Here is a 20,491-nt window from a genome sequence, read left to right as displayed (position 1 = left end):
ACAACCGTCTTACTTAGACGGTTGTTTTTTTGTGGAGTAATCTCCAAACGTCTTTACTAGAAACGGGTTTGCTAATAAAGAATCCTTGGATATGGTCACAGTTTTGTTCATATAAAAACTTCCATTGATCTTCCGTCTCTACACCTTCTGCAATCACTTCTAAATGTAGTTCTTTTGATAGTGTAATTATGGAAGAGATAATTGCTTCCTCTAAAGGACTAGTTGTAATGCCGCAAATAAACTCTCGAGCAATTTTTAATGTGTTGATTGGATATTTTGTTAAATAAGCTAAAGAACTATAACCAGTTCCAAAGTCATCGATTGAAATTTGAATACCAAGATTTTGAAGCTGTTCTAACTTTGCAACTACAGATTGATTTTGATTAATTGCGATACTTTCCGTAATTTCAATGTCTAATGCTTCTGGTTTTAGCTCTGTTTCTTCTAATACTTTTGAAATGGTTGGGATTAAATCTGCATGGTTAAATTGAACGACAGATAAATTCACACCTACTTTCAAGTGAGAAAAACCTTGATTATGCCATCTTTTTGCCTCTAAGCAAGCGGTGCGTAAAATCCAATTTCCAAGTTCAATAATAAATCCAGTTTCCTCTGCTAGAGGAATGAATTGGGCAGGAGATACGATGCCGAGCTTTGGATGTTTCCAACGAATTAATGCTTCAAAACCGATAATTTGTTTTGTTTTTGTGCTTACTTGTGGCTGGTATTCAAGGAAAAATTCATTTTGTTGTAATGCTTTTGAAAGTTCTCCTTCTAAGAAGTTACTCTCATTTTGAGCAATACTCATTTCTTTTGAGAAGAAAACGAATCTATTTTTTCCATTTGCTTTCGCGCGATACATAGCCATATCAGCATTTTTCATTAATTCTGTTACATCTGTTCCATAATCAGGGTACATTGCAATTCCGATACTCGGTGTAATAGACAGTTCCTCATCTTTAATGAAGAATGGTTTGTTTAAAATGGTTAAAATCTGTTCAGCTATAAATATTGCACTCTTTTCTGAGTACATATCTGGTAATAAAATCGTAAACTCATCTCCGCCCTGGCGAGCAACGACATCTTTTGAACGCAAGCAACTGCGTAATCTTTTTGCTACTTCAATTAATAATAAATCACCAACGTCATGACCAAGTCTATCGTTAATTTTTTTGAATCGATCTAAATCAAGGAACATGACGGCAACATCATTTGCGCTAGTTTGAGCTGTGTTTAAAATGTTTTTTAAATCTTTTTCAAACTTTCGGCGATTTGGTAGCCCAGTAAGTGCATCATGAAAGGCTAAATGTTCTACTTGTTTTTGTTTTTCATATAAAGTTGTAATATCCCGTGCTATGCCGAACATCCCAACAACTTCTTTGTTTATGAAAGTAGGGATGAGCGTAATGTGAAGGTAATAGTAATAACCTTCTTTTTCTTTTGTACGAACTTCTAAAGTTTGTGGTCTACCTTCTTTCGTTATTTGCAAAGCTTTCTTTAGTAAATCATGGTCTTTTGAGTCAATAAAGTGTAAAAGGGAGTAGCTTTCTACTTCACAATAGTAGGCAGTAAATAAGCTTTCACAAGCTGTATTAGATTGTTGGAAAATACCATACATATTTAAAGAGAAAACAGCATCAGGATGATCTTCGAATAAAGATTTGTAGCGTTGTTCACTCTTTGATAACGCAGATGCACCTTCTTCTACTTTGCCTTCTAGTTGTGTAGTCAACTGTTCGTATGTATCGATTAGTGCTCGATTATCCTTCCACATATAAAGTTGTCGTAGGAATAATAAGATGAGTGATAATACTAGACCGATTAACATGAACTTATCATCCCAAGGTTGAAAGATAATAAAAGAAAAAGTAATGATTATACTAAAGTAAGGTAATATAAAGCGCACATAATCAAATCGATAATATTTTGTTTTCGTTTCATGCTGTATTGGTTTATCTAAAATATATAGTATAGACGACAAACCAATTAATAAAATTGAAGCAGTATGTATTAAGTAAGAGACTTCAGAAGAAGTTTCCATACCTCTGTTTAATTGAAACAGATGTATATATCCGTATACAAGTATGATAGTAAAGCCGATAATTAATGAAATTCTACTAGAAGAATATTGTTCCCTTCTATATAGGCTAATAACCGCGTAAATTACTAATGATTGTGCAATAAAGTAACCAATTAAAACCCATTGATCTGTTGTTAACATACGAAAGCTTGAAACGTCCAAAATAAAAGTTAAGGTAAAATAGATATTCATAATAACAATAAAGATGCTATCGAATGAAAATTGAGCAAGGCCTCTAATAGAGTAATGTTTTATGAACTTTATAGCAAAGCCAGAGAAGAGTAAAATATATTGTACGATGAAAAAGGGCAAGGACTTATATGAGAATATGACTTGATCATATATAGAAAGTGAATGAAGAAACAAAGTTATCTCCATTGTCAATCCACATAGGCAGGTGCATAGTACTAAAATCCAAAATAGTTTGTCACCGCGCTTCATTTTCTTAATTGCTTTATATAAGCAATAGCAAGAAAAGAGTGTAGCGAAACAAAATAAAAAAAGAATTCCAATTTCTTTTATATTTAAGTCCTTAGGGATAAGAAATATCCAAAGGGAAAATATAATTATATACATCATGACAAATTGTACATATTTTTTTTGATTAATCATATTATGACTCCGTTTCAATAAAGTTGAATCACAGGTGGAAAATGCTAATTCCAATCATAGCATATAAAATAGGGTGTTTTTTACTATAAAAATTACTTTTTTTGAAAAAAATAGCTCAACATTACAATTTACCATTGTAATGTTGAGCTATTTATTCTTTTTATCCCTCTTATGGAGGATAGTTCATGTATGAGTTGCAACATTGCTAAATCTTTCTGTTTACTTTCAATCATAATATCGAAATTATGATTGTTTTTTTTTGCAATGTGTAAGAAAGGCTTAATAAACTCTAAATCAATATATTCGGCGTGAGCCCTAAATTCTTTTTTTGATTTAGGAGAGGAAATGTGAACTTTAGGAGGGACATTTGTATGTGACCAAGTTTCAAAAATTGCAGGAAGTAACAATTCTAGCGGTTCCACGCAAAGGTTTGCCATGTGATGATGATAATCAAATACGAATGGAATCTTTTCTTTTTGGCAAATAGATAAAGTTTCAGCAGTCGTATATGTTTTATCATCGTTTTCAAGTGTCATTTGCTTTTTTATATGTGCAGGAAGTTTTTTTATGTTTTCATGGAAACGCCCAATCGCTTTTTCTTTATTTCCATAGGCACCACCTACATGGATGTTAATATAAGAAGTATCTGCAATTCCTATTGCATCTAATACTTTATAATGATAAGTCATATCTGTAATAGCGTTAGTTGTAATGTGTGGCTTGTCGCTTGTAAATAGCGTAAATTGATTGGGATGAAAACTTACTCGTAAATTGTGTTCTGTAATTAATGCCCCGATTTTACGCCAAAGCGGTGTAAATGCCCCGATATAATCAAACTTGACTTCGGGATGCGTTGCAAGCGGGACAATGGAAGAAGATAAGCGATATAACGGAATTTCATGCGCTATGTTGTAATGAAGAATACGTATTGTATGCTCAAGATTCTGCCTTGTAATATCGTACAATTTATCTTCACGTTCTTGTTTACTGAGCTTTTCAAAGCTTGTAAATGTCATCGTTTTGGCAGGAGAACAGTCCCAAAGTGCCATTGCATGTGAGACATATCCGAACCGCATAATCATATGGAATACATCTCCTTTATTCATTATCTTTCCTATAGGAAGAAAGAAAGTATCGTTCCTATCCATTCTTTTCCTCTATCAATAAGAGAAAGGGGGCTAACATCTTTAAAGGAAAGTAATGACGCGTTTTCTAAATCTTCATGGAATTTGTTTTTTACTGTTTGTATAAAATGTTTATCATATAAAAGGCAGTTGATTTCATGGTTAATATATAAACTTCTCATATCAAAGTTTGCAGTTCCGATATCACAAATATAATCGTCCGCTATAATAACTTTAGCGTGAAAAAAACCTTGTTGAAATGCGTAAATATTACACCCGGCTTGTATTAACTTTCGGCAATACGGGAATTTTGCTTCTCGAACAAGGGCGTGATCAGCTTTTTCTGGAACGAGAATTGTGATTTGAACCCCACGTTTTCGTGCTTTTAATAATGCGTTCATAATTTTTTTTCCAGGAATGAAATATGGTGTACCGATAAAGAGTTCTTCTTTCGTATTTTCAATTAAGTGTAAAAAAGTATGTTGTAAATATGCCCCATCGGTCGGAATAAATTGATGTAGAATGATTCCTGGTTGTTGCTTAGGAAAATAAAGAGGTGAATCTAATAAATTTTGACCCGTATCGTCGAGCCAATCATGTAAAAATTGCTTTTGTAAATCTTGTATTCCTTCTCCCGTAAGACGCAAATGATAATCGCGCCATAATCCTAATTTTTGATTATGCCCTAAATATTCTTCGCCAATATTAAATCCACCAATATAACCAATTTTCCCGTCAATAACTGTAATTTTTCTATGGTTTCTTTGATTTGCAGAAAAGAAAAGAAAAGGAAATTTCACTTTATGACAAAATGAAAAAGAGACGCCGTGTTTTTGTAGGGAACGAATTGCCTCATTGGATAAATAATGGCTTCCCAATCGATCGAGTAAAAGTCTTACTTCAATTCCTTCCTTTGCTTTATCGATAAGTAACTTTAAAAATTCACGACTGATTTTATCGTTTTTTACAATGAAAAACAAAACGTGCACATGGTGCCTTGCTTGTTGTATATCAGTAAATAAAGCATCATATAAATCTTGCCCGTATGTATAAAGGTGAAAATTACTTTGACGTAAAGGGAAAGTACGAGAGCGCACACGCTTTAAATGAAGAATCCTCCCATATAAAAGGTCAATTGTGATCCAAAGAGTAACGCATATTAACAAGAGAGATACGAAGAACATGAGTGAATTCCCTCCTTTGCATTCTTTTCACCTTCACTTTGCCGGTTGATTAAAGTTTCACTTTACCCCGCTTTAACGGGCAGTAAACTTCCTACTTCAAAAATTGATGAATAAATAGAAGTTAGTTTGGAAATCAACTGCCCGTAAAAGCCCGATTGGTTCAACTAATAATCAGTGGGGGATGAACCACCCCTACGGATTAAAGTTTCACTTTATAGTTTCACCGAAATAAACAGCTTTATGAAAAAATATGTTGTTGTATAACAAAAAACTGTTGACTGAATGCTCACTCATTATATAATGAAGATAGGGGAAAAATTCAGAAAATTATATGTTTTTGAAGATTCTAAAAAAGAAAGATGGCTTACAAAGAGAGGGGTAGCATAAAAATGAATAACTTACTGATCATGAATTGGCTGGCTGCCATTGCTGTTATTGCTTATGCAGGATATTTGTTTGTGTATCTTATACGAACGAGGATGGCCTACATACAGTTAGGAAAAAAGATTGAATTTGACCGTCGTTTTAAAGAGCGTTGGGATCTTCTTAAGGTCAATGTTTTCGGTCAGAAAAAGCTGCTGAAAGATAAGAAGAGCGGCATTATTCACGTTATGTTCTTTTACGGATTTATTCTTGTCCAATTTGGAGCAATTGACTTCGTTTGGAAAGGACTCGCACCAGGATCACATCTTCCACTTGGACCACTATACCCTGCATTTACATTCTTCCAGGAAATTGTCACACTTGTTATTTTAATTGCAGTCTTTTGGGCTTTTCATAGACGTTATGTTGAGAAGCTAGTTCGTTTAAAACGTAATTTCAAATCAGGCCTTGTTCTTATCTTTATCGGTGGCTTAATGATTTCTGTGCTACTTGGTAATGGGATGGGGATTATATGGCACGGCGAGGAGCTTTCATGGAGTGAACCGATCGCTTCTGCAATCGCTTACGTTTTCTCGGGAATAAATGAAACCGTAGCCATTTCTGTGTTCTACTTCTCTTGGTGGGTGCATCTACTAATTTTGTTAACGTTTTTAGTGTATGTTCCACAATCAAAACACGCGCATTTAATTGCGGGACCAGCTAACGTTTTCTTCGGTCGTCTTTCAAATCCAGGGAAACTTGAAAAGATTGACTTTGAAGATGAAACGCAAGAAACATTTGGTGTTGGTAAAATCGAAGACTTTAGACAAAATCAGCTTATCGATTTATACGCTTGCGTAGAGTGTGGTCGCTGTACAAATATGTGCCCGGCAACAGGAACAGGGAAAATGTTATCGCCGATGGATTTAATTTTAAAACTTCGCGATCATTTAACTGATAAAGGAGCAGCAGTGACATCAAAAGCACCGTGGGTTCCAGTAGTTGCTTTTAATAATACGCAAGGAAATCAGTTAGCGATGATGGCAGCTGGGAAAGGGCAACAAGAATCAGCGGCTACAACGCTAGCTTACGATCCGAGTTTAATCGGAGATGTTATTACGGAGGAAGAGATTTGGGCTTGTACAACGTGTCGTAACTGTGAAGACCAGTGTCCGGTTATGAATGAGCATGTTGACAAAATTATCGATTTACGCCGCTACCTCGTTTTAACAGAAGGAAAGATGGACGCGGAAGCGCAACGTGCGATGACAAACATCGAGCGTCAAGGGAATCCGTGGGGACTGAATCGTAAAGAGCGTGAAACTTGGCGCCAAGGTGATGATGAAGTAACGGTTCCAACTGTAAAAGAAAAATCGAAAGCTGGCGAGGAGTTCGAATATTTATTCTGGGTTGGTTCAATGGGATCATATGATAATCGTAGTCAGAAGATTGCAATATCATTTGCGAAGTTAATGAACGAAGCAGGCATTTCATTCGCGATACTTGGTAATAAAGAAAAGAATTCTGGGGATACACCGCGACGTCTTGGAAATGAATTTGTCTTCCAAGAGATGGCGACAAAGAATATTGAGGAATTTGAAAAAGCAGGAGTGAAGAAAATCGTTACGATTGATCCTCACGCTTATAACACATTTAAAAATGAGTATCCAGACTTTGGCTTGCAAGCAGAAGTCTATCATCATACAGAATTGTTAGCTCAGTGGGTGAAAGAAGGACGCTTGAAACCTGTTCACGCTATTGAGGAAACAGTTACGTACCATGATTCCTGTTATTTAGGAAGATACAACGAAGTATACGAAGCGCCACGCGATATTTTGAAAGCAATTCCTGGTGTGAATCTTGTAGAAATGGCACGAAACCGTGAAACAGGAATGTGTTGTGGCGCAGGTGGTGGCTTAATGTGGATGGAAGAGACAGCAGGTTCACGTATTAACGTTGCTCGTACAGAACAAGCACTAGCTGTGCAACCATCCATTATCGGTACAGGTTGTCCATATTGCTTAACGATGATTAGTGATGGGACGAAAGCGAAAGAAGTAGAAGAGAAGGTTCAAACTCTTGATGTAACAGAGATTTTAGAACGCTCTGTTATCGGACAGAAGAAAGAAGCGATGTAATTTGCAAGCGTGAATACAACTTTAGAGAGAGGTGCAACCATTGCACCTCTTCTCAACGTAACAATACCGAGCGAGCGCTCGGTGCTAAAAAAAGAGATGGGGGAAATAGATATGAGTAAAACAGTTATTTTAAGTGCTGCAAGAACACCGGTTGGGAAATTTGGAGGATCTTTAAAAGACGTGAAAGCAACAGAACTTGGGGGAATTGCAATTAAGGCAGCGCTTGAAAGAGCAAACGTTTCTGCTAATGATGTGGAAGAAGTTATATTCGGAACAGTTATCCAAGGTGGACAGGGACAAATTCCATCACGCCAAGCTGCGAGGGCTGCTGGAATTCCTTGGGAAGTGCAGACGGAAACAGTGAATAAAGTTTGTGCATCAGGGCTTCGTGCAGTTACGTTAGCGGATCAAATTATTCGTACTGGCGATCAATCACTTATTGTAGCTGGTGGTATGGAGTCGATGAGTAACAGTCCTTACATTTTACGCGGAGCAAGATGGGGATACAGAATGGGAAACAACGAAGTGATTGATTTAAACGTTGCTGACGGTTTAACATGTGCATTTTCAGGTATACACATGGGTGTTTATGGGGGAGAAGTTGCGAAGGAAGATGGAATCTCTCGCGAAGCGCAAGATGAATGGGCATATCGTAGCCATCAACGTGCGGTTTCCGCGCATAAAGAAGGACGTTTTGAAGAGGAAATCGTGCCAGTAACGATTCCGCAAAGAAAAGGCGATCCGATTGTCGTTGCAAAAGATGAGGCGCCACGTGAAGATACAACGATTGAAAAATTAGCGAAATTAAAACCTGTATTTGATAAGACGTCAGCAGTGACAGCGGGAAATGCACCAGGACTAAACGATGGTGGTGCTGCGCTTGTACTAATGAGCGAAGACAGAGCGAAGCAAGAAGGAAGAAAGCCATTAGCGACAATTTTGGCACATACAGCAATTGCAGTGGAGTCTAAAGATTTCCCAAGAACGCCAGGTTATGCAATTAACGAATTGTTGAAAAAAACAGGCAAGACAATTGAAGATATTGATTTATTCGAGATTAATGAAGCATTCGCAGCGGTAGCAATTGCAAGTACAGAGATTGCAGGAATTGACCCAGACAAATTGAATGTAAATGGCGGCGCAGTGGCGATGGGACATCCGATTGGAGCGAGTGGAGCGCGTATTATCGTTACACTTATCCATGCACTGAAGCAGCGCGGCGGCGGAATTGGAATTGCTTCGATTTGTAGCGGTGGTGGCCAAGGCGATGCAGTGATGATTGAAGTTCACTAATTAAGATTAGAAGGTATATAGTTTATTAAAAATTAAGGGGGAAGAAAAAATGGGTGTACAAAAAATCGTTGTAATTGGTGCGGGACAAATGGGATCGGGAATTGCGCAAGTATGTGCAATGGCAGGATATGATGTGAAGGTACAAGATTTAAAACAAGAGCAATTAGATAGAGGATTGGCTATCATTACGAAAAACTTAGCGCGCCAAGTAGAAAAAGGACGTATGAAGGAAGAAGAGAAAGAAGCAACTTTAAATCGTCTTACAGTAACGCTTGATTTAGATTGTGTGAAGGAAGCGGATCTTATTATTGAAGCAGCTGTTGAGAAAATGGATATTAAAAAGAAAATCTTTGCGAATCTAGATGAAATTGCTCCAGAACACGCAATTTTAGCGACAAATACGTCATCGCTGCCAATTACAGAAATTGCAGCGGTAACGAAGCGTCCAGAAAAAGTAATCGGTATGCACTTTATGAATCCCGTTCCAGTTATGAAGCTTGTTGAAATTATTCGTGGTTTGGCTACAGATGATGCGGTATATGAAACGATTGAAGATATTACGAAGAAAATTGGGAAAGTACCAGTTGAAGTAAATGATTTCCCAGGGTTTGTATCGAACCGTATTTTATTACCGATGATTAACGAGGCAATCTATACGTTATATGAAGGTGTAGCGACGAAAGAAGCGATTGATGAAGTAATGAAACTCGGTATGAATCATCCGATGGGCCCGCTTACGCTAGCTGATTTTATCGGTTTAGATACATGTTTATACATTATGGAAGTGTTGCATGAAGGATTAGGTGATAGTAAATATCGCCCATGTCCATTACTACGTAAGTACGTAAATGCAGGATGGTTAGGACGTAAAACAGGTCGTGGTTTCTACGTTTACGAATAAATTCCCCTTTGTTACAAAATAGTGGTCTTACCAAATTATTAAAAGGATATATAGCAAATGGAGGCGGAGTATATGAACTTTCGTTTTAATGAAGAGCAGCAAATGATGAGGAAAATGGTTCGGGATTTTGCACAGAAGGAAATAGCTCCCTTTGTTCCTAGTATGGAACAAAGGGTGTTCCCAAAAGAGATTTTGCAGAAGATGGGTGAGCTTGGGTTAATGGGAATTCCAGCACCTGCAAAATACGGTGGTGCAGAAATGGATTTTATTTCTTACATTTTAGCAATTGAGGAAATTTCAAAGGTAAGTGCAACTGTTGGTGTAATTTTAGCTGTACATACGTCAGTTGGAATGAATCCGATTTTATATTTCGGAACAGAAGAACAGAAGCAGAAATATGTTTCTAAATTGGCGACTGGTGAGTATTTAGGTGCATTTGCTCTAACAGAACCGAACGCAGGATCAGATGCAGGGAGTTTGAAATCAAGAGCTGTAAAAAAGGGCGATCACTACATTATTAATGGGTCGAAAGTATTTATTACAAATGGCGGCGAAGCAAGTACATACATTGTATTCGCTTCTACAAATCCAGAGGCAGGAAAAAGTGGGATTTCTGCATTTATAGTAGAGAAAGATACACCGGGCTTAATTATCGGCAAAGATGAGCATAAAATGGGACTTCTTGGTTCTCGCACGGTACAACTGACGTTTGAAGATATGAAAGTGCCGGCCGAGAATTTACTTGGTGAAGAAGGACAAGGATTTAAAGTGGCAATGGCGAATTTAGATGTTGGACGAATTGGAATCGGAGCGCAGGCATTAGGAATTGCGGAAGCGGCGCTTGCATGTGCGATTGATTATGCGAAAGAGCGTGAGCAATTCGGTAAGCCAATTGCGGCGCAGCAAGGAATCGGCTTCAAACTTGCAGATATGGCGACTAGCGTAGAAGCAGCGCGATTACTTGTATACAGAGCGGCATCGCTAAGAGCGCAAGGATTACCATGCGGCAAAGAAGCTTCTATTGCGAAATTATTCGCTTCTAAGACGGCTGTTGAAGTTGCGATTGAAGCGGTGCAAGTATTTGGTGGTTACGGTTATACGAAAGACTATCCAGTAGAACGATTTTTCCGTGATGCGAAAATCACGCAAATATATGAAGGAACGAGTGAGATACAGAAACTTGTTATTAGTCGAGCTTTATAAAAGGACAAGGGGGAGACGGGAATGCATTTTAAACTATCAGAAGAACATGAAATGATAAGAAAAATGGTTCGGGATTTTGCTAAGAACGAAGTAGCACCGACGGCAGCTGAGCGTGATGAAGAAGAGAGATTTGATCGCGCTTTATTCGATCAAATGGCAGAGCTTGGTTTAACCGGTATTCCGTGGCCTGAGGAATACGGTGGAATTGGAAGCGATTACTTAGCGTATGTAATTGCTATCGAAGAATTATCTCGTGTTTGTGCTTCAACGGGTGTAACGCTGTCTGCACACACTTCACTTGCTGGTTGGCCAATTTTTAAATTTGGAACGGAAGAACAAAAGCAAAAGTTTTTACGACCGATGGCAGAAGGAACGAAAATTGGCGCATACGGTTTAACGGAGCCAAGTTCTGGTTCAGATGCTGGCGGAATGAGGACAACTGCGAAACGAGATGGAGACCATTACATTTTAAATGGATCGAAAATCTTTATTACAAATGGCGGTATTGCTGATATTTATGTTGTTTTTGCATTAACTGATCCCGAATCGAAGCAGCGTGGTACGAGCGCGTTTATTGTGGAAAGTGATACACCAGGATTTTCAGTTGGGAAGAAGGAAAGCAAGTTAGGGATTCGCTCTTCACCAACAACTGAAATTATGTTCGAAGATTGCCGTATTCCTGTAGAGAACCTACTCGGGGAAGAGGGCCAAGGATTTAAAGTTGCGATGCAAACATTAGATGGCGGCCGTAATGGTATTGCCGCGCAAGCAGTCGGTATTGCGCAAGGGGCTTTAGATGCTTCTGTAGAATATGCAAGAGAGCGTCATCAGTTTGGGAAGCCAATTGCGGCGCAGCAAGGAATTGGCTTTAAACTTGCAGATATGGCAACGGATGTGGAGGCGGCGCGTCTTCTAACATACCAAGCGGCTTGGCTTGAATCGGAAGGGCTTCCGTATGGGAAAGAGTCAGCGATGTCAAAAGTATTTGCAGGCGATACAGCGATGAAGGTGACAACTGAAGCAGTACAAGTATTTGGTGGTTACGGTTATACGAAAGATTATCCAGTAGAGCGTTATATGCGCGATGCAAAGATTACACAAATATATGAGGGAACACAAGAGATTCAAAGGCTTGTAATTTCTCGTATGTTAACGAAGTAGGAACGAAAGCGTAGGTATTTTCCTACGCTTTTTCCTTCCAAAAAATAATAGAGAGAGGTGAAGGGGATGGTTAAACATAATGTACATGCGTCCGTGAAAGATGAAAAATTAGTTGCGTTAAGACGTGAACAAATGATTAAAGGTGCGGTGCAATTGTTTAAGCAAAAAGGGTTCCCACGTACAACAACGAGAGAGATTGCGAAGGCGGCTGGGTTTAGTATTGGAACACTTTATGAGTACATTCGTACAAAAGATGATGTTTTATATTTAGTTTGTGATAGTATTTATGAACATGTAAAAGAAAGATTAGAGGAAGTAGTGTGTACAGAGAAGGGGAGTATAGAAAGCTTAAAGATAGCGATAACGAATTATTTTAAAGTGATGGATGAATTGCAAGAGGAAGTATTAATTATGTATCAAGAGGTACGTTTTTTACCGAAAGAATCACTCCCATATGTATTGGAAAAAGAGTTTCAAATGGTCGGGATGTTTGAGAATATTTTAGAGCAGTGTACAGCAAATGGGACATTTACATTAAATAAAAAAGAGATACAGCTTCTTGCACATAACATTTTCATACAAGGACAAATGTGGGGATTTAGACGTTGGGCCCTGCAAAAACTGTATACGCTTGAAGAATATACAGAAATGCAAATTAGGTATGTATTGCAAGGAGCACATATGTTTCCGAAATAAGGAATAGACAAATTATAATTTTATTACCATATTAAAGTTTCCCGTTTTTTTTGTAGCATATTTGTGCGACTTTTGTTTATAATGAATAGTATGGATTTTTTTAAGCAGACCGTTATATATAAGGTTATATTTGAAGAAAGGAAGTGCCGCATAAGTGAATTTTAAGCAATATTCACCAGAAGAGCTAAAAGAATGTTCAATGATTGAAGTTGTACATAGCGTTTTAGGGGATAAAAGACAAGCAACGACATTCAACGAGTTGGTTCGAGAAATCGCTCAAGTGCTGGGACTATCTCAAGAGCAAGTTAATGCGAAACTCGCACAATTTTATACAGATTTAAACATCGATGGACGTTTCATTAATTTAGGAGAAAATCGTTGGGGGCTACGCAGCTGGTACCCATATGAGCAAATTGATGAAGAAATCTTACCTCAGCCAAAACCGAAGAAGAAACGTAAAGTTGAAGAAGACGGTTTTGACGACTACATTGAAGAAGATGAAGACTTCGACGATGCAGACGCAACTGAAGAAGAAGAGGTAGAAGATTTGGACAAGGTTCTTGAAGAAGAAGACGGAGATGACGATGATCTTGATGATTTAGATGAAGATGATGACGATGACTTCGCCGAAGAAGAACTTGAGTACGATGAAACTGAAGAAGAAGAAGAGGAAGAACTGTAGTTCTTGACTTTTCATTATCGTCCATGTAGAATCATTTTTGGGCTCTTTAAAAAAGGACGATAATACTTTTAAAGTGTAAATATAAAAGAAAATTGCTCCCTACTTATTACTTTATGTGATGAGGGGAGCAATTTTCTTTTTTGTTTTTTGTTTAGAAAATAAAAAGAGTCTAACAATAAGATGGATACAGTGTTATCTACATACGTTGCGCTTTGCAACGGTGATTATATAACAGCAAAATAGGAGGGAGCTTTTTCATGACTAAGTATATTTTTGTAACAGGCGGTGTAGTATCGTCTTTAGGAAAAGGTATTACAGCAGCATCTCTTGGAAGACTTTTAAAAAATCGTGGTTTAAACGTAACGATTCAAAAGTTTGATCCATACATTAACGTAGACCCAGGGACTATGAGCCCATACCAACACGGTGAGGTATTCGTAACAGATGACGGTGCAGAAACTGATTTAGACCTTGGTCACTATGAGCGTTTCATCGACATCAACTTAAACAAATACAGCAACGTAACAACAGGTAAAATTTACTCTTCAGTTCTTCAAAAAGAGCGTCGTGGTGAATACCTAGGAGGAACAGTTCAAGTTATTCCTCACATTACTAATGAAATTAAAGAGCGTGTATACCGTTCTGGTCGCGAAACAAACGCGGACGTTGTTATTACAGAAATTGGTGGAACTGTTGGTGACATCGAGTCTTTACCATTCTTAGAAGCAATCCGTCAAATTAAGAGCGACATCGGTCGTGACAATGTAATGTACATTCACTGTACGTTAATCCCGTACTTAAAAGCAGCGGGTGAAATGAAAACAAAACCAACGCAACATAGCGTTAAAGAGCTTCGTAGCTTAGGTATTCAACCAAATATTATCGTTGTTCGTACAGAATTGCCTGTTTCTCAAGATATGAAAGACAAGCTTGCATTATTCTGTGACATTGATACAAAAGCAGTTATCGAAGCACGTGATGCAGATACTTTATATGCGGTTCCATTATCTCTTCAAGAGCAAAATATGGACCAAATCGTTTGCGATCACTTAAAATTAGACAATCCAGCTGCAGATATGACAGAGTGGACTGCTTTAGTTAATAAAGTGCGTAACCTTTCTAAGAAAACAAAAATCGCTCTTGTTGGTAAATACGTGGAGCTTCAAGATGCATACATTTCTGTTGTAGAAGCACTTCGTCATGCGGGTTATTCATTCGACACAGATGTAGAAGTGAAATGGGTAAATGCTGAACACGTAACACCAGAGAACGTACAAGAATTAGTTGGTGACACAGATGGTATCCTTGTACCTGGTGGATTCGGCGATCGTGGTGTAGAAGGTAAAATCGTTGCAATTCAATATGCTCGTGAAAACAAAGTACCATTCTTAGGAATTTGCTTAGGTATGCAACTTGCATCAATCGAATTTGCACGTAACGTATTAGGATTAGAAGGAGCTAACTCTTCTGAAATTAATCCTGACACACCTTATGCAATCATTGACTTATTACCAGAACAAAAAGATGTAGAAGACTTAGGTGGTACACTTCGTCTTGGCCTATATCCATGTAAGCTTGCTGAAGAAACAAATGCTTACAATGCTTACAATGAGCCGGTTGTATATGAGCGTCATCGTCATCGTTATGAGTTCAACAATCAATTCCGTCCGGATATGGAAAAAGAAGGATTTGTATTCTCTGGTACAAGCCCAGACGGCCGTCTAGTTGAAATCATTGAATTAAAAGAACATCCTTGGTTCGTAGCAGCACAGTTCCACCCGGAACTAGTTTCTCGTCCAAACCGTCCACAACCATTGTTCCATGACTTCGTAAGAGCTTCTATTACGAATAAAGAGAGCAAGTAAAAAAAAAGCGCCTGAAATAGGGCGCTTTTTTTAATATTCATTTAACATTTCATCGATTGTAAATTTGATCCCATGATATGCAAATAAAGCTATCATTAAACTTGGAAATCCATAGCGATTGCCTTCATCGTCTGGAATAAGGCCTTTTAACAGCTTTGTATCAATATGTACATCTGTATATTGTTCCAGTGATTCAGTACCTTCTTGAATAGCAGAGATGCCGACAATAGAGTGTCCATCTGCTTGAAGTTTTTTTGCCATTGCTACAACTTCTTCATCTGTTGAAAAACGGCTAATAAGAAGTACACGATCTGCAGAAGTTACTTCTACTTCTTTACCATTTTCCAATAATCGTTTTGCTTGCTTCATTGGTTCAGCACCGAATAATGCTTCAGCAACAACGCCCTCCATTTCATTTGTACCATGTAAATAAATAAAACCGTCGCCAACTAATGCTTGAGCAAGTAGACGGGCGCTATCTTCTATATTCGTTTCTTCTTTTTGAGAAACTCTGGAGAAATAACCACTTAATTGAGTTGAAAAAATTTTTAACATAATGTTACTCCCTTTCGTACGTGTTTACCGGCTTTCATTATAGTTTATTTTTTCAGAAAGGTGAAATCGAAGGGTAGCATAACAAAATAGGAAACGGTAAAATAAGAAAGAATAGGAAGGAATTTGCCAAAGAATAGCGAAAATTAATCGTTAAGATATAAGAAGCTTTAAATCTTGTATTTACACAGAAAGGTTGGGAGTTATGGAAGGGAAAATTTTAATCGTTGATGATCAATATGGCATTCGTGTGTTATTACATGAAGTGTTCCAAAAAGAAGGTTATCAGACATTCCAAGCAGCGAATGGATTTCAAGCTTTAGATATCGTGAAAAAAGATAATCCAGATTTAGTAGTGTTAGATATGAAAATTCCAGGTATGGATGGTATAGAGATTTTAAAACATGTGAAGGAAATTGATGAGAGTATTAAAGTAATTTTAATGACTGCTTATGGAGAGCTTGATATGATCCAAGAAGCAAAAGATTTAGGAGCTTTAATGCACTTTGCTAAACCGTTTGATATTGATGAGATTCGTCAAGCGGTGAGAGATCAGCTTGCTGTAGAGGCGTAAAAAATGAATTTTTTATAAAAAATATGGAAAAAAGCGTTTACATGGACTATTGAGCAGGTGAATACGGTTGAGTTTTTGAGTACAAGTTGTTATCCTATTGAGTGTAGAAAAAAGTCCGGTATGTAAATATACATATTTTACCTTATTCTGGTCATACTACCAGCGATAAGAACTTATCGGATACAAAAAACGTTTTTTAGGAGGATTCACCATGCCTTTAGTTTCTATGAAAGAAATGCTAAACACAGCACTAGAAGGAAAATACGCAGTTGGTCAATTCAACATGAACAACTTAGAGTGGACTCAAGCTATCTTAGCTGCTGCGGAAGAAGAAAAATCTCCTGTAATCCTAGGTGTATCTGAGGGTGCAGCTCGTCATATGACTGGTTTCAAAACAGTTGTAGCTATGGTTAAAGCTTTAATCGAAGAAATGAACATCACTGTTCCTGTAGCGATTCACCTTGACCATGGTTCAAGCTTCGAAAAATGTAAAGAAGCAATCGATGCAGGTTTCACATCTGTAATGATCGACGCTTCTCACCACCCATTCGAAGAAAACGTTGAAACTACTAAAAAAGTAGTAGAATACGCACACGCTCGTAACGTATCTGTTGAAGCTGAGCTTGGAACAGTTGGCGGACAAGAAGACGACATCATCGCTGAAGGCGTAATTTACGCTGATCCAGCAGAGTGTAAGCACCTTGTTGAAGCAACAGGTATCGATTGCCTAGCTCCAGCTTTAGGTTCTGTACACGGTCCTTACAAAGGTGAGCCTAACTTAGGATTCGCTGAAATGGAACAAGTTCGTGACTTCACTGGTGTACCTTTAGTATTACACGGTGGTACTGGTATCCCAACTGCAGATATCGTAAAAGCTATCTCTTTAGGTACTTCAAAAATTAACGTAAACACTGAGAACCAAATTGAGTTTACAAAAGCTGTTCGTGAAGCATTAAACAAGGACCAAGAAGTTTACGATCCTCGTAAATATATTGGACCTGGCCGCGAAGCTATTAAAGCAACTGTTGCTGGTAAAATGCGTGAATTCGGTTCTAACGGTAAAGCGTAAGAATAAAATTCCGTTTTGGAAACCGTCTAGTCTTTTAGACGGTTTCCTTTCGTTGTATAATGAAAGCGTGAACAAGTCTAAAGATTTTTATCATTTTGTTTTTGAAACAGAAAATAATGTGCATAGTCCTATTAATAAATGTGATAATGTATCTAAATTGATAAAGTAAATTCGATGAATAGTTAATCTTTATCTATTCGTATTACAGGAGAAATGGAGATAATGGTTTCCTATTTATTGAGTTTTAGGGTGGAAAGAGTGATTGAGATTCTTAAGGGGAGCTTTCTATAAAGATATAGAAAGTAAATACATTCACAAGAAGGGAGCTCAATATGGAAAAATTGCTAATTGAAGGCGGAAGAGCTTTAAATGGAACAATTCGAGTGAGTGGTGCAAAGAACAGCGCCGTTGCACTAATTCCAGCGACAATTTTAGCAGATACTCCAGTAACTATTGGTGGTGTCCCTAATATTTCGGACGTGAAAATGTTAGGAGACTTGCTAGAGGAAATTGGAGGAAGGGTAACTTATGGACAGGAGGAAGAGATGGTAGTCGATCCTTCTAACATGGTTGCAATGCCTTTACCAAATGGAAAAGTGAAAAAATTGCGTGCTTCTTATTATTTAATGGGTGCGATGCTTGGCCGTTTTAAAAAAGCTGTTATTGGGCTTCCAGGTGGATGTCATTTAGGACCGAGGCCGATTGATCAGCATATTAAAGGGTTTGAAGCGTTAGGCGCACATGTTACGAATGAACAGGGTGCTATTTATTTAAGAGCAGATGAATTACGCGGGGCACGTATTTATTTAGATGTTGTTAGTGTAGGAGCTACGATTAATATTATGCTAGCAGCTGTGCGAGCGAAGGGTAGAACTGTTATTGAAAACGCAGCGAAAGAACCAGAGATTATTGATGTAGCTACATTGTTAACAAGCATGGGTGCACGTATTAAAGGTGCTGGCACAGATGTAATCCGAATTGATGGTGTGGATTCACTGCACGGTTGTCATCACACGATCATTCCGGATCGTATTGAAGCGGGTACGTATATGATTTTAGGAGCTGCATCAGGAGGAGAAGTAACGGTTGATAATGTTATTCCTCAGCATTTAGAGTCAGTTACAGCGAAGTTAAGAGAAGCTGGTGTCCAAGTTGAAACGAACGATGACCAAATTACAGTGAACGGTAATAGAAGGTTAAAAGTAGTTGATATAAAAACGCTTGTATATCCAGGATTCCCAACAGATTTACAACAACCATTTACGACGCTTTTAACAAAGGCGCATGGAACGGGTGTTGTAACGGATACGATTTACGGCGCGCGTTTTAAACACATTGATGAGTTACGTCGTATGAATGCACAAATTAAAGTAGAAGGTCGTTCGGCAATTGTAACTGGTCCTGTTTTATTGCAAGGTGCAAAAGTGAAAGCGAGTGATTTGCGAGCTGGAGCAGCCCTTGTTATTGCAGGGTTAATGGCGGATGGAATTACAGAAGTAACCGGACTTGAGCATATTGATCGAGGTTATGAAAATATAGTAGACAAGCTTAAAGGTCTTGGCGCAAACATTTGGCGAGAACAAATGACAAGTCAAGAAATTGAAGAGATGAAGAACGCATAAGTGATACTTCCGCAGGGGGGAAGCGAAGCATCACTACTTGCGGAAGTATAATTTATAGAGAAACACAGTTCACAAAATACGGCAGAATATATAAAGACTTAAAGGAGAGGGATTATCGTGGAAAGAAGTTTATCTATGGAGTTAGTACGTGTAACAGAGGCTGCAGCTTTATCATCAGCGCGTTGGATGGGACGCGGGAAAAAGGATGAGGCAGACGGTGCAGCAACATCAGCTATGCGTGATGTATTTGATACAATTCCGATGAAAGGTACAGTTGTAATTGGTGAAGGTGAGATGGATGAAGCGCCAATGCTGTATATCGGAGAGAAATTAGGTACGGGATATGGACCACGTGTAGACGTTGCAGTTGATCCTTTAGAAGGGACAAACATCGTGGCAGCTGGTGGATGGAATGCTCTTGCTGTTATTGCAATTGCAGATCATGGTAATTTGTTACATGCTCCTGACATGTACATGGATAAAATCGCGGTTGGCCCAGAAGCGGTTGGGGCGGTCGATATTGATGCGCCTATTATCGATAACTTACGTGCGGTTGCGAAAGCGAAAAATAAAGATATTGAAGATGTTGTAGCGACAGTTTTAAACCGTCCACGTCATCAAGCGATTATCGAAGAAATTCGTAAAGCTGGTGCTCGTATTAAATTAATTAACGATGGAGATGTGGCTGGAGCAATTAACACTGCATTTGATCGTACAGGTGTAGACATTTTATTCGGATCTGGTGGAGCGCCTGAGGGTGTATTAGCAGCAGTTGCATTAAAATGTTTAGGTGGAGAAATCCATGGAAAGCTACTGCCTCAAAATGAAGCTGAATTAGCTCGTTGTAAAAAAATGGGCATTGAAGATATAAATCGTATCCTTCGCATGGAAGACTTAGTAAAAGGTGACGATGCAATCTTTGCAGCAACAGGCGTAACAGACGGAGAACTATTACGCGGCGTTCAATTTAAAGGTAGCGTAGGAACAACACAATCCCTTGTTATGCGCGCAAAATCAGGCACAGTACGCTTCGTAGACGGACGCCATAGCTTGAATAAAAAACCGAACTTGGTTATTAAGTAAAAAGTGGAGGTGGCTTGCTCAGAAGGGGAAGGCATTGGAGCTCCTGACGAAGAGGCGTTTTTTGCCTCGCAGGAAGGGGTGAAATGACTGACCCTTCTAGCCACTGGAGCTGGGTTAAATAAAAAGTGGAAGCAGCTCGCTCAGAATCGCAGGGCATTGGAACTCTCGACCTTGAAGCGCTTTTTGCTTCGAGTGAGAGAGTGAAATGACCGGAGATTCTAGCTATTGGAACTGGATTAAGTAAAAAGCGTAAGCAGCTCGTTCAGAATGGTAGGGGGATGGAGCTTCT

16 protein-coding genes are annotated in these 20,491 nt (G+C 38.4%); 12 read left to right on the top strand and 4 right to left on the bottom strand.

All coding sequences use genetic code 11. From position 1 onward, the window contains the following. Window positions 1-13: 13 nt before the first annotated feature. From KVT31_RS14840 to cls, 3 genes are all read right to left on the bottom strand, one after another. The gene (locus tag KVT31_RS14840; RefSeq protein WP_088098515.1) at window positions 14-2,692 is read right to left on the bottom strand and encodes a DUF4084 domain-containing protein; all 2,679 of its coding nucleotides are present in this window, start codon (window positions 2,690-2,692) and stop codon (window positions 14-16) included. Between the two features lie 128 nt (window positions 2,693-2,820). Next, window positions 2,821-3,774, bottom strand: coding sequence for a UV DNA damage repair endonuclease UvsE (uvsE, locus tag KVT31_RS14835; RefSeq protein ID WP_140392608.1), 954 nt, complete (start codon window positions 3,772-3,774; stop codon window positions 2,821-2,823). 32 nt (window positions 3,775-3,806) lie between these two features. Next, complete coding sequence (gene cls, locus KVT31_RS14830; protein ID WP_088098514.1) at window positions 3,807-5,000, bottom strand: cardiolipin synthase; 1,194 nt, start codon at window positions 4,998-5,000, stop codon at window positions 3,807-3,809. Window positions 5,001-5,389: 389 nt separating this feature from the next. Between cls and KVT31_RS14825 the strand changes: the two genes are divergently transcribed. The 8 genes from KVT31_RS14825 to pyrG all read left to right on the top strand — a co-directional run bounded on the left by KVT31_RS14825 (window position 5,390) and on the right by pyrG (window position 15,302). Beyond that, a complete protein-coding gene (locus tag KVT31_RS14825; protein WP_088098513.1) occupies window positions 5,390-7,501 on the top strand; it encodes a (Fe-S)-binding protein in 2,112 nt (703 codons plus the stop codon). Window positions 7,502-7,510: 9 nt separating this feature from the next. After that, a complete protein-coding gene (locus tag KVT31_RS14820) occupies window positions 7,511-8,794 on the top strand; it encodes an acetyl-CoA C-acetyltransferase (RefSeq protein WP_140392607.1) in 1,284 nt (427 codons plus the stop codon). Window positions 8,795-8,843: 49 nt separating this feature from the next. Then, a complete protein-coding gene (locus KVT31_RS14815; RefSeq protein ID WP_000538860.1) occupies window positions 8,844-9,695 on the top strand; it encodes a 3-hydroxybutyryl-CoA dehydrogenase in 852 nt (283 codons plus the stop codon). A gap of 72 nt (window positions 9,696-9,767) precedes the next feature. Continuing rightward, window positions 9,768-10,898, top strand: coding sequence for an acyl-CoA dehydrogenase (locus KVT31_RS14810; protein ID WP_088098511.1), 1,131 nt, complete (start codon window positions 9,768-9,770; stop codon window positions 10,896-10,898). 21 nt (window positions 10,899-10,919) lie between these two features. After that, window positions 10,920-12,059 (top strand): acyl-CoA dehydrogenase AcdA, encoded by a 1,140-nt coding sequence (acdA, locus tag KVT31_RS14805; RefSeq protein WP_000545531.1) that lies wholly within the window; start codon window positions 10,920-10,922, stop codon window positions 12,057-12,059. 66 nt (window positions 12,060-12,125) lie between these two features. Beyond that, window positions 12,126-12,755: a TetR/AcrR family transcriptional regulator gene (locus tag KVT31_RS14800; RefSeq protein ID WP_088098510.1), complete on the top strand. Its 630-nt coding sequence runs from the start codon at window positions 12,126-12,128 to the stop codon at window positions 12,753-12,755. A gap of 154 nt (window positions 12,756-12,909) precedes the next feature. Next, window positions 12,910-13,437, top strand: coding sequence for a DNA-directed RNA polymerase subunit delta (gene rpoE / locus KVT31_RS14795; RefSeq protein WP_088098509.1), 528 nt, complete (start codon window positions 12,910-12,912; stop codon window positions 13,435-13,437). Window positions 13,438-13,694: 257 nt separating this feature from the next. After that, complete coding sequence (gene pyrG / locus KVT31_RS14790) at window positions 13,695-15,302, top strand: CTP synthase (protein ID WP_088098508.1); 1,608 nt, start codon at window positions 13,695-13,697, stop codon at window positions 15,300-15,302. Window positions 15,303-15,332: 30 nt separating this feature from the next. Here pyrG and KVT31_RS14785 read toward each other — a convergent pair whose 3' ends face one another. Further along, window positions 15,333-15,857 (bottom strand): DUF2529 domain-containing protein, encoded by a 525-nt coding sequence (locus KVT31_RS14785; protein ID WP_088098507.1) that lies wholly within the window; start codon window positions 15,855-15,857, stop codon window positions 15,333-15,335. A 202-nt stretch (window positions 15,858-16,059) separates the two neighbouring features. Between KVT31_RS14785 and spo0F the strand changes: the two genes are divergently transcribed. The 4 genes from spo0F to glpX all read left to right on the top strand — a co-directional run bounded on the left by spo0F (window position 16,060) and on the right by glpX (window position 20,202). After that, entirely contained in the window at window positions 16,060-16,428 is a 369-nt protein-coding gene (gene spo0F / locus KVT31_RS14780; RefSeq protein ID WP_000398592.1) for a sporulation initiation phosphotransferase Spo0F, read from the top strand. Between the two features lie 211 nt (window positions 16,429-16,639). Continuing rightward, a complete protein-coding gene (locus tag KVT31_RS14775; RefSeq protein WP_088098506.1) occupies window positions 16,640-17,497 on the top strand; it encodes a class II fructose-bisphosphate aldolase in 858 nt (285 codons plus the stop codon). A 332-nt stretch (window positions 17,498-17,829) separates the two neighbouring features. Further along, the gene (murA, locus tag KVT31_RS14770) at window positions 17,830-19,119 is read left to right on the top strand and encodes a UDP-N-acetylglucosamine 1-carboxyvinyltransferase (RefSeq protein WP_000413265.1); all 1,290 of its coding nucleotides are present in this window, start codon (window positions 17,830-17,832) and stop codon (window positions 19,117-19,119) included. A 117-nt stretch (window positions 19,120-19,236) separates the two neighbouring features. Further along, entirely contained in the window at window positions 19,237-20,202 is a 966-nt protein-coding gene (gene glpX / locus KVT31_RS14765; protein WP_000442336.1) for a class II fructose-bisphosphatase, read from the top strand. Window positions 20,203-20,491 lie beyond the last annotated feature (289 nt).

It is taken from the genome of Bacillus sp. GbtcB14 (assembly GCF_019091205.1).
GTDB classification, from domain to species: Bacteria; Bacillota; Bacilli; order Bacillales; family Bacillaceae_G; genus Bacillus_A; species Bacillus_A cereus_AG.
Note: the sequence above shows the minus strand (reverse complement) of the source record. Positions and strands in the feature narration are given on the sequence as shown.

Coding starts and splice junctions, on each gene's coding strand:
- KVT31_RS14840 (WP_088098515.1), bottom strand. CDS start 2,692: ATGATTAATCAAAAAAAATATGTACAATTTGTCATGATGTATATAATT.
- uvsE (WP_140392608.1), bottom strand. CDS start 3,774: ATGATTATGCGGTTCGGATATGTCTCACATGCAATGGCACTTTGGGAC.
- cls (WP_088098514.1), bottom strand. CDS start 5,000: ATGTTCTTCGTATCTCTCTTGTTAATATGCGTTACTCTTTGGATCACA.
- KVT31_RS14825 (WP_088098513.1), top strand. CDS start 5,390: ATGAATAACTTACTGATCATGAATTGGCTGGCTGCCATTGCTGTTATT.
- KVT31_RS14815 (WP_000538860.1), top strand. CDS start 8,844: ATGGGTGTACAAAAAATCGTTGTAATTGGTGCGGGACAAATGGGATCG.
- KVT31_RS14810 (WP_088098511.1), top strand. CDS start 9,768: ATGAACTTTCGTTTTAATGAAGAGCAGCAAATGATGAGGAAAATGGTT.
- acdA (WP_000545531.1), top strand. CDS start 10,920: ATGCATTTTAAACTATCAGAAGAACATGAAATGATAAGAAAAATGGTT.
- KVT31_RS14800 (WP_088098510.1), top strand. CDS start 12,126: ATGGTTAAACATAATGTACATGCGTCCGTGAAAGATGAAAAATTAGTT.
- pyrG (WP_088098508.1), top strand. CDS start 13,695: ATGACTAAGTATATTTTTGTAACAGGCGGTGTAGTATCGTCTTTAGGA.
- KVT31_RS14785 (WP_088098507.1), bottom strand. CDS start 15,857: ATGTTAAAAATTTTTTCAACTCAATTAAGTGGTTATTTCTCCAGAGTT.
- spo0F (WP_000398592.1), top strand. CDS start 16,060: ATGGAAGGGAAAATTTTAATCGTTGATGATCAATATGGCATTCGTGTG.
- KVT31_RS14775 (WP_088098506.1), top strand. CDS start 16,640: ATGCCTTTAGTTTCTATGAAAGAAATGCTAAACACAGCACTAGAAGGA.
- murA (WP_000413265.1), top strand. CDS start 17,830: ATGGAAAAATTGCTAATTGAAGGCGGAAGAGCTTTAAATGGAACAATT.